Raw genomic sequence first — 12,489 nt, forward strand, 5'->3', positions numbered from 1 at the left:
TAATACAATCCTATCTGGCTAGAAGGTGCTCCTATTAATGTTATAACAGCCAGTCATTAAAAAAATAGTCTAAGAAACAATAGACTTTTACCTAAAAAGCAATAATCGCTATTATTAATATACGTAATCGTAAAAGTGATTATTTCTGGTTTTTTGTTTTTAAAACTGATTTTTTTAGTCAAAATAAAGATTATAATTCTGTTTTTTGTTTGTTTTGTGATTTTATTGTCGTGTGCGAACTTATTTATTTCCTGTTAAATTAACTCCATTAGACACATCGCAAGAAAAAATTTAGGAGTTAGCATGAATATTTTACTGATTAATGGTGGTCAAAAATTTGGTCATTCTGCTGGTCGATTAAACCGCACATTGCATGATGTTGCGACTGAACATTTAGTCACATTAGGTCATGGTGTTAAAGAGACTCAAATAGAAGAAGGCTATGATATTGATGATGAAATAGAAAAATTTCTATGGGCAGACACCATTATTTATCAAATGCCTGGCTGGTGGATGATGATGCCATGGAAAGTAAAAAAATATATGGATGATGTGTATACATTTGGTCATGGAAAGTTATATGAGAATGATGGACGTACTCGTCGTGATCCTAAAAAGCAATACGGTACAGGGGGACTATTACAAGGTAAAAAATACATGCTCTCTGTAACGTGGAATGCTCCCGTTGAAGCCTTTAATGAATTTGGCAATTTTTTTGATGGCAGAGGTGTTGATGGTGTTTATTTTGCTTTTCACAAATCACAACAATTTTTAGGATTATCTCAATTACCAACTTTTATGGTCAATGACGTTATTAAAGAGCCAAAAATTGATAATGATATTGCTGAATATAAAGCACATTTAACTCACGTTTTTGGTTGATATAAAAGGTTATTCTTTCATCTAAATATGATTTCAAGGTCACGACAGTTTCCACTGAGTGACCTTGAACAACACTATCTAATACAATAACGAATTAGATGCACTTAATCTGAAAGTAATTAACGAGTTTGGTTAGATTTAAGGCTTGGTCGTTGAGAGAATTTGCGGCTGCGACAGATTCTTCAACTAATCCTGCATTTTGTTGAGTTGTCGAATCAAGCTGACTTATAGCATTGTTTATTTGTGATATACCAGCGCTTTGCTCATTACTTGCTTGCCCAATTTCTCGTAATAATGCGCTGATCTCTTCAACATCGGTGATCATTTTTTTGATTTGAGAGCCTGCTTGCTCAACTAATTCCATCCCTTCCTGTGTTTGAGTTGATGAGTTATCGATAAGAGTGCGTATATTATTAGCGGAATCTGCACTTTTTTGTGCCAGTAGTCTGACTTCACCAGCAACAACTGCAAAACCTTTACCATGTTCACCTGCTCTAGCGGCTTCAACAGCAGCATTTAGTGCAAGAATATTAGTTTGGAATGCAATGGCATCAATTAAGTTAATAATATCTGTCATTTGAGATGATGAGCTATTAATTGCTCTCATTTTTTCAGTTAGCTGAAGCATCATTTTGCCATTGTGATGTACGGCGACTTCAGTTTTTTCAGCAACATTAATTGCATTATGAGTATGATCCGTTGTGTTTTTAACGGTTGACGTCATTTGCTCCATTGAGCTTGCCGTTTCTTCTACTGATGTTGCTTGTTCTTCTGTTCTTGCTGCTAAATTTTGGCTACCAGCAGTAATTTGCTCTGCTGCCGATGAAATATTTTCAGCGCCATTTTGTACATTTTGCACAACCTCTAATAGGCGCTTTTTCATTTCAGCGAGGGCCCGTAATAATATCCCTACTTCATCATGATAATCAGTATTCACTTCTTGTGTTAAATCACCATTTGCAATGGCTTTTGCAAAGTTTATTGCCTTCTCTAATGGGAGAGTAATGCCTTTAGTTATAAACCATCCTAAAATACTGCCCACAATAATACTGACAAGAGTTAATAAAATTAAAAATGTTCTTTTCTCAATGAAATTACGTTCAACAGCGTCACCTACCTCCTCCATTTTTTGATTTTGTAATTCGATAAACTCTAATATTTTATCGCGATATTTTAATTGGATAGCGGAGGTTTTTGTGATCAGTTCATTGACTGCGGCGTGTCTGTTATTTTCATTAAATGCCTTTATTACAAAGTTTTGAGAGGTTATATATTGCTGACGAATGTCATAAACTTCTGCTAAGATTTTTTTTGACTCAGCATCGTGTGTAGTTTCATCTAACTCTTTCAGCAATTGTGCAACTTTAGCTGTGATCTCTGCTTTTTTGTTCTCTTGTTCAATTGCTAAACTTTCTTGCTCATCAAGCATCGTGATTTGCTGAAATATAATAAACTCATTGAAATTATTAATCAGTAAATTGGCTTTGACCGTGGTTGGATAGATATCATCAACGACATCATGAATATCTTGATTCGCACTATTTAAACCCATTAATGCGAAACTAGAACCCAACATAATTAACATCACAAAAGTTGTAAATGCGATGGTTAACTTTGTACGAATTTTAAAGTTTTTAAAGAACATGCTTAACCCTGGATAAATAAAAATTAATAAGTATTGGTAACTTATTTAAGAACAAACAGTATCGGTAAGTAGTGGCAGAACTTTAGTCATTAAACTAAGTAAAGGGAGATAAAAAGGCTTGCATTGATTTTTAACACATTGTTTTTATTTTAAAAAAGAGATTTCCTCCCTTTTTTATCTAAGAGTGCTGAGTATTTAAGTTTAATCCAATTTTATAAACTTGGACGTAAAGTAATAAAAAATTAAAGATATTCTTTATTTTTCATTAACAATTGTTTGTTCGATTTTAATATTTGTTAATTAATTTTGGGGTGTTTAGAAGATAGAATAAAGGTCAATAAATTATAAGAGTGGCTAAATGTACGTTATCTAAGACTCGCTCACCGCTAAAATACTTTGGTCTATGATAGACTGAATGACATCAAATAGGTGAGTTTATGGTTAATATTAGGTATGTTTTAATTTTCTATATTTCTTATACTTAATTGACTTAAAGGCAACGCTGTATGCGCAGTGTATTTATATTTTTGAGCATATTTATTTTAGGATTTAGTCATATGGCGTACTCCGATCAAACACTTGTCTTTATAAGGCATGGTGAAAAACCTGATAATGATAGTGGGCAATTGACCTGTAAGGGATTAAATAGAGCATTAGCCCTACCTGATGTACTTATAAATCAATTTGGCAAACCTGATGCATTATTTGCCGCTGCACCTAAACAGAGTAAATTAGGCAATTCATTGCGTTCACTCCAAACAATTTCTCCTATTGCTATTAAAACCTCGTTGCCTATTCATCTTCAATTTCATGCTAAAGAAGTAAAAGAATTGCGTGAAGCCCTGTTAAGTAAGAAATATGAAAATGCAGTTATTTTTATTGCATGGGAGCATGACAATTTAGTTAAAGTGGCACGAGATATTATGAAGCGAGTGGGGGGCGATCCTAAATTAATCCCTAAATGGAAAAGTAATGATTTTGATAGTATTTATATCTTAAAAATTATCCGAGAAGGTGATAATAAAAGTGTCACATTTGAACAAAGACAGCAAGGCTTAGATAACGTGTCAGAAGTTTGTCCTAATTAGTGAGAATTTTATCTACTACTTAAAAAAATATATTTAAAGTGGAGTAATACAAGATAGATCTAGACAATTCTATTTTTTTACACACAAGTTTAATGCGATTTGAAGTAATACGGAAAATATATGCAGAATGAAGCTATACGCTCAGTAGAGCACGAGATCAAAGTATACCTTGTAAACTCATTTACTCGGAATAATACAGGGGGGAATCCTGCTGGCGTAGTACTAAATCCCCCTCAATTAAGTGATGAACAGAAAATAGCTATCGCTAAAGAAGTCGGCTTTTCTGAAACAGCTTTTGTCTATCGAGGTGACGAGACTGATTTTGAAGTTAATTTTTTCACTCCTGAAGGAGAAGTCGATTTTTGTGGTCATGCTACATTAGCGGTATTTTTCACTTTATCTTCACTCAATTTATTGGCTTCTGGCCATTACACACAAAAAACGAAGGCAGGTATTTTAAGCGTAGTAATTGATACTGAAAATGTTGTTATGGAGCAAACACTGCCTGTTTCACGACAAGCTCCAAAGATCGATGCAGTGGCTGCTGCATTGGGAGTAAATTGCGAAGTTATTTCAGAAACAGGCTTACCTATTGAGATATTTTCAACAGGATTATCTGATATTTTGATCCCCGTACAATTTGGGCAATTAGATACGCTAAAACCGAATTTTGATGCGATTGCAGACTTAAGTCGTGAATTTAATACTATTGGCTTTCATGTTTTTGAGCTTAGCCAAGATAAAGAAATTACAGCTCATTGCCGTAACTTTGCACCTTTATATGGCATCAATGAAGAGTCTGCTACAGGGAGTTCTAGTGGCGCTTTAGGCTGCTATCTTGTTAAGCATGTTTTCCCTCATAAAACGCATTTTCTATTAGAGCAGGGGCGTGCAATGCAATGTTCTTCTCTTATTCACGTTATTATTGATTCAACAGAAAATACAATTAGTCGAGTGAGAGTGGGAGGAAAAGCAACAATGATAGGCTCGAAGATTATTACTTTTTAAATAACTGCAGTATTTTATATAAAGTTATTCTTAATAGGCTCCAGCATGAAAGCTAGAGGCTTTTTAGTCTTCTTTGGACGTCATTAGAAGGTAATTTGGTGGGCTGGCGGAGTGTGAATTAAGATTGTAACCTATTGATCTTAAACTAATGAAATCCAATTCAACTTTTAATTTTGGCCTAAAGTTTATTTTGCTGTTTTTGTGATGTGGACTAAAAAGTAATTTGCTATTCTAACATGGTTGATTGGTGAAACGAGCATCCATTCCAGTATCCCCTAATACTTTTCCTTGCTCATCTTTCATCCGCAGCGTTAGTTCAAGAGCGCCAAAGTCCGTGTGGTCTAATAAATACCATATGGTTACCGCCATTATCTAGGGTAAATGAGTAACCACAGTAACCTTGGTTAATAAAATTTGAACTTGTATGCGTGATGCTTGCATAACGCTGTTGCTCTTCAGCAAAGCTAAATGCACTGACGGCTAATAAACTCATCGCAAATATACTTTTTATCTTATTCATTACGTTACCTTTAGTTATCTTTTATCGTCCTCGCTACCGTAAATCACAGTAGCGAGAATATAGATTTATTGTTGATTGGTTTGCAATCCACCTTTAGTGTGGTCTTTTTCTTTCCAGCAAGGTCGGTTCTTGCCTGAGAACTCTTTTTGTATACTCCAATATCCAATGGGGTAACGGGCTACAAGTGCCCGTATCGCGTTGTTGTCAGTTTCTGTCAGTTCTTGCCACGATATAAAAATCACCAAATGCACAACCTGACGCGGATTTATGATTCAGTACAGCAATATAATGTTTGGTTGAGTCCATAATTCGACAACTATTGTTTTGGCTTCCACACACTTGCCATAAGGTTTTACCGCCATCGCCTTTATATTCCCAAATGGTATTTTTAGGGGGCTGGCTGGTGGCAAAGACAGTGATAACTAACTGGCTTAAACGCGTTCGCTACAGCTATTTGCTTTTGTCGCAGATTCGCAGCTTGTTGAGGCGATGGGTGGCAACACTCAACATGCCATTTACGACAAGGTTCTATCTTGTCCGCCTGATTCAGAACAAATAGGAAGTGAGAATGCTGATGCATATTATTCCTTGAAATAAAACAAATTTAAGGTTATTCACGGAGATAATATATATCTGAGATTTTTTGAAATAATGTGGAGCTTTTAACAAGGAGGAACTATAACGGTCAATTCTGGCTAACAGCTAGCACTAAATGGCTGAATGAGCTTAGGTTAACTCTCGTAGCTCAATGATTCATAGATATTATCCAAAGTAACATTCGAAGTAGTTCGGTCATTACTTTTTGGCTCCTGAATGTGATATTAACCAGTTGCATTCTTTGAAATGCTTGGAAGGTAATTCCATGATTTTGTAGAAGCTAACACTACACCCATTCAGGGCTAATATTATGCTTTTGTAATTCGGTATTATTTATTATTGTTTATATGAAGGGCTCATGAGCTCTAGCGCTTGTTCAATGAACAGTGGTGATCTATGTGTATTTTCAGTGAGGTGACGCACTTTGCAGGACTGAAACTCTGTATCTAAAGTAGATTTGAAATCTCTATAAAAATCAAAGCGTCACTTTTTGTTTTTCGCGCCTGGCATTCTGAAATACAAAATACTACTCCCGTTGTTTTCATACCAACAAAAAATATCGGTATATTTCGCGTTGCGTTCAAGCAATGCCTGATATCAGTTATTACACTGGTCATTATCGAGAGTTTTCATCTACAAAAAAACAACAAATAACTGTTGTGATTGGATAATTAGTATCAAGTCTTTTAGCTTTACTTGAAGAACGGAAGAAATAAGATCCCCCATTGAAATACGTTTAACTCCCAGTATATCTAATCTTTCAAATATCGGCAGAGTAATTCTATGGATTAGGTTTAGTAGTAGCTTATTTGGTTGAGGAATAGTCACAATATCATGTTATGTGCTACCATCACACTTCTCGCTTCCCAAACATTCTCAATCAGTAGCGGTTTATGATGATGAAGCTCAACGAAATTCATTATTATCATTCGGTTAGAATGAATATAAATCTATAATATTCGACATTTCCTCAAAAACAAAAATTGGACAACCATTTTTGTATGCTATCTATACCTTCCGATCTTCCGCCTTCATATTATATCTAACTTTATTTGTTCAATACGTTAATGTTTTTATAGGATGCTTTTTATCGTTTTCTGAGCGCAAATTATTATTTGCATTAGCTAGCAATAATTTTAGCTGTTTTTACTCCACCGTGATTTTCATCCACATTTTGCTTGTCTGCTCAGGTTCCAGTAATTGCAGAAGGCCATAATTGGTATTGTTGTGGTCATTCACTGCATGAGATTGCGGTTCTAAACAAATAAAACGTTCTTGGTGAGGGCTTTCGTCTTGATCAGCAAATTTAAATATTTGTAAAATAGGACAATCACTATTCAATAACACTTTTATCCCATTATGATGTTGTAATTCTACGTTACCATCCCACTCCGTATAACCATTATTTATCCATATTTCAGGAATTTTTCTTAATTGGTGACAGGCGAAATTATCTGGAACCGGAGAAACATGTTGTGTTGGTAAATGGTGACTGTCTTCTAACCAAAGTCCTTTTGCGTTAAATCGAATTTCTGAATTAGGTAATGTTGTAAAAAATGGGTGTAAACCTAGGCCAAATGGAAAAATGCGATTCATTTTATTAGTAATAGATAACTCGACTAACAAGGCATTATCAATTAATTGGTAATTAATTGTCGCTAAGTAAGTACAAATATTCTTAATGGATGAATTAAGTTCGAATTCGAGTTGTAGAGGTGTCTGACGCGTATTACACCATTCTTCTATCCACCCATTACCATGCAGAAAAAAGTGGTCATCCAAGGGGTGATTGGGCCAAACAATCAGTTCATTTTCCCATATAAACTGGTTGTTTTTTATACGATTGGCAAATGGCAGCAGTGGGAACATCGCACTTTTTCCCGCGTTAAAATTGGGCTGTAAGTCGACACGGCGTAATACCGGAAATTGTTCATTGATCGTGAATAATTCAATAATGGATGCTCCTAAATCGCTAACAGTTAAGGTAAGATAATTATTCGCTATTGAGTAATTTTTCATTTTTGTTATACCTGTATTTCAATCTATCCGTATTATTTCACTCTTTTCTTCGTGCAAACTAAGACGTGTATATGTTAAAAATAATTAATTCTGTTGGGTTAAATGTAAAACAGGTGCGCTTGCATAATCGCAAGGTCATCATGACTCTGTTATATAAAAATAAAGCTATGAGCAAATCACAACTTGCGAGTGCTACGAAACTAACTATTACGGCTATCAGTAAAATTATTCGTGAGTTACTCAGTGAAGGCCTTATTGCACAACACCCAAATGAGCAACCTACGCGGGGTAATTCTGATGGGTTTTATACTATTGCTGATAAGCCTTATGACATTCTCTGTTTAAGCGTTACTCCAACCCGACTTGCGGGGGTTGTTGTCGATAGCCATATAAACCAAAAGCATCCCCCATCTTATAGAATCATCACTCCCTCAATCGGCACAGAGTTGATCGAGGAGATTATTTTTTTTTACCAACAACAGCATAAGATAAATCAACATCGTCAACTCAAGCTTGTTATGGGCATCCATGGACAAGTCGATACGCATACCGGAACTTCTCTTCATATGCCTCAAGCGCCTTGGCGCGAACCCATTGAACTTAAATATTTACTGGAAAGTCGCCTAAATACAGAAGTTAGTTTAGATAATGATTGTGTTATGTTAGCGTTAGCTGAAAAATGGCTTTCTTTACAGGCTACTAATGACTTTTGTGTGATTAACATAGACTATGGTATTGGTTCATCATTTATCATTAATGATGAGATATACCGCGGAAAGCAATTTGGTAGCGGTCAAATAGGTCACACAATCGTCACCTCCGATGGTAAAAAATGTGGTTGTGGTCGCTACGGCTGCTTAGAAACTATCGCCTCTTCTGAAGCTATACTGTCCGATATTCGTTCGCTCTTAAAACATTCTGTTAACCAATACCAAGAGATTAACCTTGATTCACTCTCCTTTAATGATTGCGTTCAGCTTTATCAACAACAAGATAGCCGAGCAGTCAATGTTGCAGAGCGTGCGGCTCGTGTGCTTGGGATTAGTCTATATAATTTCTTACTTACCTTAAATATTAACCAAATTATTATTTATGGTAATACCACTCAGCTCGGCCCTATGTGGCTCAATAAAATAACGGAGCAAATGTGCCTCAACCCTTTTGAAAACCCAAATAATCTTCATAATCAACGTATGTTAGTTAAATTCGGTCAGTTAACTGAATTAGAAAGGTTGATGGGCATTGGTTTTTTACATGTCGAGCAAGAGCTGGAAATGGGTTAATCCATTAACCCAAAAATTACATTATTTCTGTGCCAGCAATCGTCTTTCGAGTTCTTCTAATGAGACTCCTTTGGTTTCTGGAATGCGTTTGAACACAAATACAAACCCAAATAAACAAATCACACCGTACAGTAAGAAACTACCTGATGCACCTAAGTTTGCATTTAACAATGGGAAAGAATAGGTTAATGCAAAGGAAGCGACCCACAAAGCGAAAGTCGCTACTGACATCGCCATACCACGGATACGGTTAGGAAAAATTTCGGATAATAAAACCCAAGTGACAGGGGCTAATGTCACTGCATAAACAGAAATTGCAGCCAATACGAGAACTAATACGGGTAAACCTAAAGTACCTGTTGTATAAGCAATTGCAATTAAGACATATATAACACATAAACCAGCCGAACCAATTAGCATCAGTTTTCTTCGGCCTAATTTATCCACTAAAGGCAGTGCTAACACGGTGAAAATCAAGTTAATCAGGCCTGTGGCCACAATCGATTTTAATGTGTCGTTAATATTAAAGCCTGCGGACGCAAAAATTTCTTGAGCGTAGTTAAAAATAACGTTGATCCCACTCCATTGTTGGAAAATTGCTAGTACAATACCAATGATCATCACAGGCCTAACATCTGCCGAAAAAAGTGATGAAAAAGGTGCTTTAACCGACTCTTCTCCCATAGATTTTTTAATTGCGGTGACTGTTTTTTCTGCATATTGGTTATCACCTATTTTTAATAATGTTTCACGTGCTTTTTCTTCTTTGCCTGCCTTAATTAACCAGCGCGGGGATTCTGGCATAAAAAGCATTAATAAGAAAAAAGCTACAGAAGGAATTATTTGCGCTGCAAACATATAGCGCCATCCTAACTGGCCATTCCACGTTGTGGCGATTTCAGCTAAAGTGCTTCCAGTGACGACGGGTTCTGCAATTAATAAGTTCACCACTTGTGCCGCGAGCACCCCAATAACAATTGTTAATTGGTTTACGGCAACAAAACGTCCACGTTGCTCCGTTGGGCTAATCTCAGCAATATAAATAGGAGATAATCCTGAAGCGATACCGATTGCTATTCCCCCTAGAACACGAAACCAAATAAAATACTCAAATGTTGCCGTCAATGCAGTTCCTAATGCAGACACGCCAAAAAAAATAGCGGCAATAATAAGTGGTAACTTTCGACCATAACGGTCAGATAATGTTCCAGAAATGACCGCGCCAAAAATACATCCCACTAAAGCAGAGCTCATAGCCCAACCAATTAAAGCAGGATCAGTAATATTAAAATACGCTTCATAAAAAGGTTTTGCGCCGCCAATAACGACCCAGTCGTAGCCAAATAATAGCCCACCACAGGCAGCAACTAGACACATCACCCATATATTTCTCATTTTAAGCAATTGGGCCGAAGAATTTGTCATGATAAATCCTCACTGTTTTTGTTATTGCCATCGTTTGTAACAGGCTTAATGGCATTTAAAGGGATATCAGTCTAGCTAAAAAACTATCCATCTTTTGACAAACATATCACGCACAAAACTAAACAGTGATTACTTTTTAGTCCTTTAATAATTTAATGTAATAAATAAAATAGTTATTTATCAGAATATTATTGGTATGGTGCTTTTTAAAATAACGTGAGAAATAAAATTAATTAAACATTGTTTACTTTGTGGGGTGAATAGGCTCACAGTTCCATCATTCGGTTTATCGCTATACTTTTATCAAATTATTGCTTTCTACCCGAAAGTTAGCAGCACTTTATTTATCTAGAAGGTATATCTGATTATGAGTCATCGCGTTCTCAATAAAAAAATTATTGTCACTGGCGCTGCGCAAGGTATTGGGGCTGCAATCGCAAAGTTATATGCCGAGCAAGGTGCCGATGTCCTGCTAGCGGATATCCAGTTCAGTAAAGCACAGATGCTTGCAAATACGTTAACACAAAACACCAGACGTCAATGTATTGCCGTTAAAGTAGATGTCAGCGAACAACAAGATATTGACCGAATGGTCGAAACAGCCTTAATGACGTTCGGTCGCATCGATGTATTAATCAATAATGCGGGGATCAATGTCTTTAACGATCCAGTAAAACTTTCAGCGCAAGAGTGGAAACGCTGTTTTTCTGTTGATTTAGACGGAGTATGGAACTGCTGCCAAGCCGTTTTACCCCATATGCTAAAACATCAATATGGCAATATTGTGAATATTGCCTCTGTACATGGTCACAAAATTATCGCCAATTCTTTTCCCTATCCTGTCGTCAAGCATGGGCTGATTGGTTTAACAAAAGCATTGGGGATCCAATATGCTTCTCAAGGCATTCGTGTCAATTCCATTTCCCCTGGCTTAATCAAAACACCGATTGCAGAAGCGTATTTTAATAGCTGCGAAGACCCCGCAGCCGAAGAGCGCCGCCAAGTTGAAATATTACCCTGCAAACGCATTGGTCGTCCTGAGGAAGTTGCCTATACAGCTCTATTTTTAGGCTCAGATGAAGCGGCATTTATTAATGCCACCGATATTTTAGTCGACGGTGGTCGTTCACAAGTGTATTGCGACTAAGCAAAAGGAGGCATAATGGCTGCAACTGTTGATGTTGTCGATACTCACAGCTATACCTTAGGTGAAAGCCCTGTTTGGTGCGAACAAAATCAGCGGCTCTATTTTCTCGATATTTTGGCGAAATTACTGCTGATTTATCACCCTGAAAGTGGCCAAACCGATCGCCAACAATTGCCACATTTAACCAGCGCCATCACCCTAACAACCGATAATACCAAGCTCATTTTAGTGACGATTGATGGCATCTATTTATATAACATTATAAAAAAAAATATTGACGCTAAATTAGCTAACTACCCTGATGTACCTGATGCAACACGCCCAAATGAAGCTGCCGTTTCCCCGCTAGGAGAGCTATATTTTGGCACGATGTGTTATTTAGATCCCAAAGCAGTTGGCCATTGGTATCACTTAGGTCATGGACAACAAAACGCGACACGCTGTGGGCAGCCTGTGAATATATCCAATACCCTTTGTTGGTCTGGTGACACGCTTTACTTTGCAGATTCCAAGACCGGCACTATCTATCAAAGCCGCGATGGAATGAAAACTCAACAACCATTTTCACAGGCAGAACGAGGCTCCCCCGACGGCTCGACATTATGCCGTAATAAAAGGTTATGGAATGCCCGTTGGGGGGCTTCTGAGTTGGCGGTTTATGACCTTGAAAAACCTGACCAGCCGCCGGAATATATCCCTCTTCCAGCGATTAATCCAACCAGTTGCTGCTTTGGGGGGCGTGATTTAACCACACTTTTTATCACCACAGCAGCTTTAGATTTAACAGCCAATGACCCATGGCAAGGGCGTTTACTCGCCATACCAAATGCAGGTAAAGGCAATCTCACTCATCGATTTAAATTGCCTTAAAACGC

11 protein-coding genes are annotated in these 12,489 nt (G+C 37.0%); 6 read left to right on the forward strand and 5 right to left on the reverse strand.

Going from position 1 to position 12,489, the window contains the following annotated elements; all coding sequences use genetic code 11:
• Window positions 1-303 precede the first annotated feature (303 nt).
• Window positions 304-882 carry an NAD(P)H-dependent oxidoreductase gene (locus DK861_RS08405; RefSeq protein WP_109399819.1) on the forward strand — a complete coding sequence of 193 codons (579 nt, stop codon included), beginning with the start codon at window positions 304-306 and terminating at the stop codon, window positions 880-882.
• A gap of 94 nt (window positions 883-976) precedes the next feature.
• Here the strand turns inward: DK861_RS08405 and DK861_RS08410 are convergent, their stop codons facing one another.
• Window positions 977-2,527, reverse strand: coding sequence for a methyl-accepting chemotaxis protein (locus DK861_RS08410; RefSeq protein WP_109399820.1), 1,551 nt, complete (start codon window positions 2,525-2,527; stop codon window positions 977-979).
• 506 nt (window positions 2,528-3,033) lie between these two features.
• On the opposite strand from DK861_RS08410, the gene DK861_RS08415 reads away from it, so the two are divergent.
• Window positions 3,034-3,615 carry a histidine phosphatase family protein gene (locus DK861_RS08415; protein WP_109399821.1) on the forward strand — a complete coding sequence of 194 codons (582 nt, stop codon included), beginning with the start codon at window positions 3,034-3,036 and terminating at the stop codon, window positions 3,613-3,615.
• A 120-nt stretch (window positions 3,616-3,735) separates the two neighbouring features.
• Window positions 3,736-4,623 carry a PhzF family phenazine biosynthesis protein gene (locus DK861_RS08420; RefSeq protein ID WP_109399822.1) on the forward strand — a complete coding sequence of 296 codons (888 nt, stop codon included), beginning with the start codon at window positions 3,736-3,738 and terminating at the stop codon, window positions 4,621-4,623.
• 316 nt (window positions 4,624-4,939) lie between these two features.
• Here the strand turns inward: DK861_RS08420 and DK861_RS08425 are convergent, their stop codons facing one another.
• From DK861_RS08425 to DK861_RS08440, 3 genes are all read right to left on the reverse strand, one after another.
• Window positions 4,940-5,143, reverse strand: coding sequence for a hypothetical protein (locus tag DK861_RS08425; protein WP_239452153.1), 204 nt, complete (start codon window positions 5,141-5,143; stop codon window positions 4,940-4,942).
• A 65-nt stretch (window positions 5,144-5,208) separates the two neighbouring features.
• Complete coding sequence (locus DK861_RS18430; RefSeq protein ID WP_239452154.1) at window positions 5,209-5,385, reverse strand: hypothetical protein; 177 nt, start codon at window positions 5,383-5,385, stop codon at window positions 5,209-5,211.
• A gap of 1,501 nt (window positions 5,386-6,886) precedes the next feature.
• Complete coding sequence (locus DK861_RS08440; protein WP_109399823.1) at window positions 6,887-7,759, reverse strand: aldose 1-epimerase; 873 nt, start codon at window positions 7,757-7,759, stop codon at window positions 6,887-6,889.
• 71 nt (window positions 7,760-7,830) lie between these two features.
• Between DK861_RS08440 and DK861_RS08445 the strand changes: the two genes are divergently transcribed.
• A complete protein-coding gene (locus DK861_RS08445) occupies window positions 7,831-9,042 on the forward strand; it encodes an ROK family transcriptional regulator (RefSeq protein ID WP_109399824.1) in 1,212 nt (403 codons plus the stop codon).
• 21 nt (window positions 9,043-9,063) lie between these two features.
• Here DK861_RS08445 and DK861_RS08450 read toward each other — a convergent pair whose 3' ends face one another.
• The gene (locus tag DK861_RS08450; protein ID WP_109399825.1) at window positions 9,064-10,467 is read right to left on the reverse strand and encodes a sugar porter family MFS transporter; all 1,404 of its coding nucleotides are present in this window, start codon (window positions 10,465-10,467) and stop codon (window positions 9,064-9,066) included.
• A gap of 367 nt (window positions 10,468-10,834) precedes the next feature.
• Between DK861_RS08450 and DK861_RS08455 the strand changes: the two genes are divergently transcribed.
• Both DK861_RS08455 and DK861_RS08460 read left to right on the forward strand, forming a co-directional pair.
• Complete coding sequence (locus DK861_RS08455; RefSeq protein WP_109399826.1) at window positions 10,835-11,614, forward strand: SDR family oxidoreductase; 780 nt, start codon at window positions 10,835-10,837, stop codon at window positions 11,612-11,614.
• A 15-nt stretch (window positions 11,615-11,629) separates the two neighbouring features.
• A complete protein-coding gene (locus tag DK861_RS08460; protein ID WP_109399827.1) occupies window positions 11,630-12,484 on the forward strand; it encodes an SMP-30/gluconolactonase/LRE family protein in 855 nt (284 codons plus the stop codon).
• The last annotated feature ends 5 nt before the right edge of the window (window positions 12,485-12,489 follow it).

Origin of the sequence: Proteus sp. TJ1640 (assembly GCF_003144445.1) — a bacterium.
In the GTDB taxonomy this organism is placed as follows: Bacteria; Pseudomonadota; Gammaproteobacteria; order Enterobacterales; family Enterobacteriaceae; genus Proteus; species Proteus penneri.

Bases quoted from the DNA above. Each gene is read 5' to 3' on its own strand.
- DK861_RS08425 (WP_239452153.1), bottom strand. From the start codon at position 5,143: ATGAATAAGATAAAAAGTATATTTGCGATGAGTTTATTAGCCGTCAGT.
- DK861_RS08410 (WP_109399820.1), bottom strand. From the start codon at position 2,527: ATGTTCTTTAAAAACTTTAAAATTCGTACAAAGTTAACCATCGCATTT.
- DK861_RS08440 (WP_109399823.1), bottom strand. From the start codon at position 7,759: ATGAAAAATTACTCAATAGCGAATAATTATCTTACCTTAACTGTTAGC.
- DK861_RS08415 (WP_109399821.1), top strand. From the start codon at position 3,034: ATGCGCAGTGTATTTATATTTTTGAGCATATTTATTTTAGGATTTAGT.
- DK861_RS08450 (WP_109399825.1), bottom strand. From the start codon at position 10,467: ATGACAAATTCTTCGGCCCAATTGCTTAAAATGAGAAATATATGGGTG.
- DK861_RS08420 (WP_109399822.1), top strand. From the start codon at position 3,736: ATGCAGAATGAAGCTATACGCTCAGTAGAGCACGAGATCAAAGTATAC.
- DK861_RS08445 (WP_109399824.1), top strand. From the start codon at position 7,831: ATGTTAAAAATAATTAATTCTGTTGGGTTAAATGTAAAACAGGTGCGC.
- DK861_RS08455 (WP_109399826.1), top strand. From the start codon at position 10,835: ATGAGTCATCGCGTTCTCAATAAAAAAATTATTGTCACTGGCGCTGCG.
- DK861_RS08405 (WP_109399819.1), top strand. From the start codon at position 304: ATGAATATTTTACTGATTAATGGTGGTCAAAAATTTGGTCATTCTGCT.
- DK861_RS08460 (WP_109399827.1), top strand. From the start codon at position 11,630: ATGGCTGCAACTGTTGATGTTGTCGATACTCACAGCTATACCTTAGGT.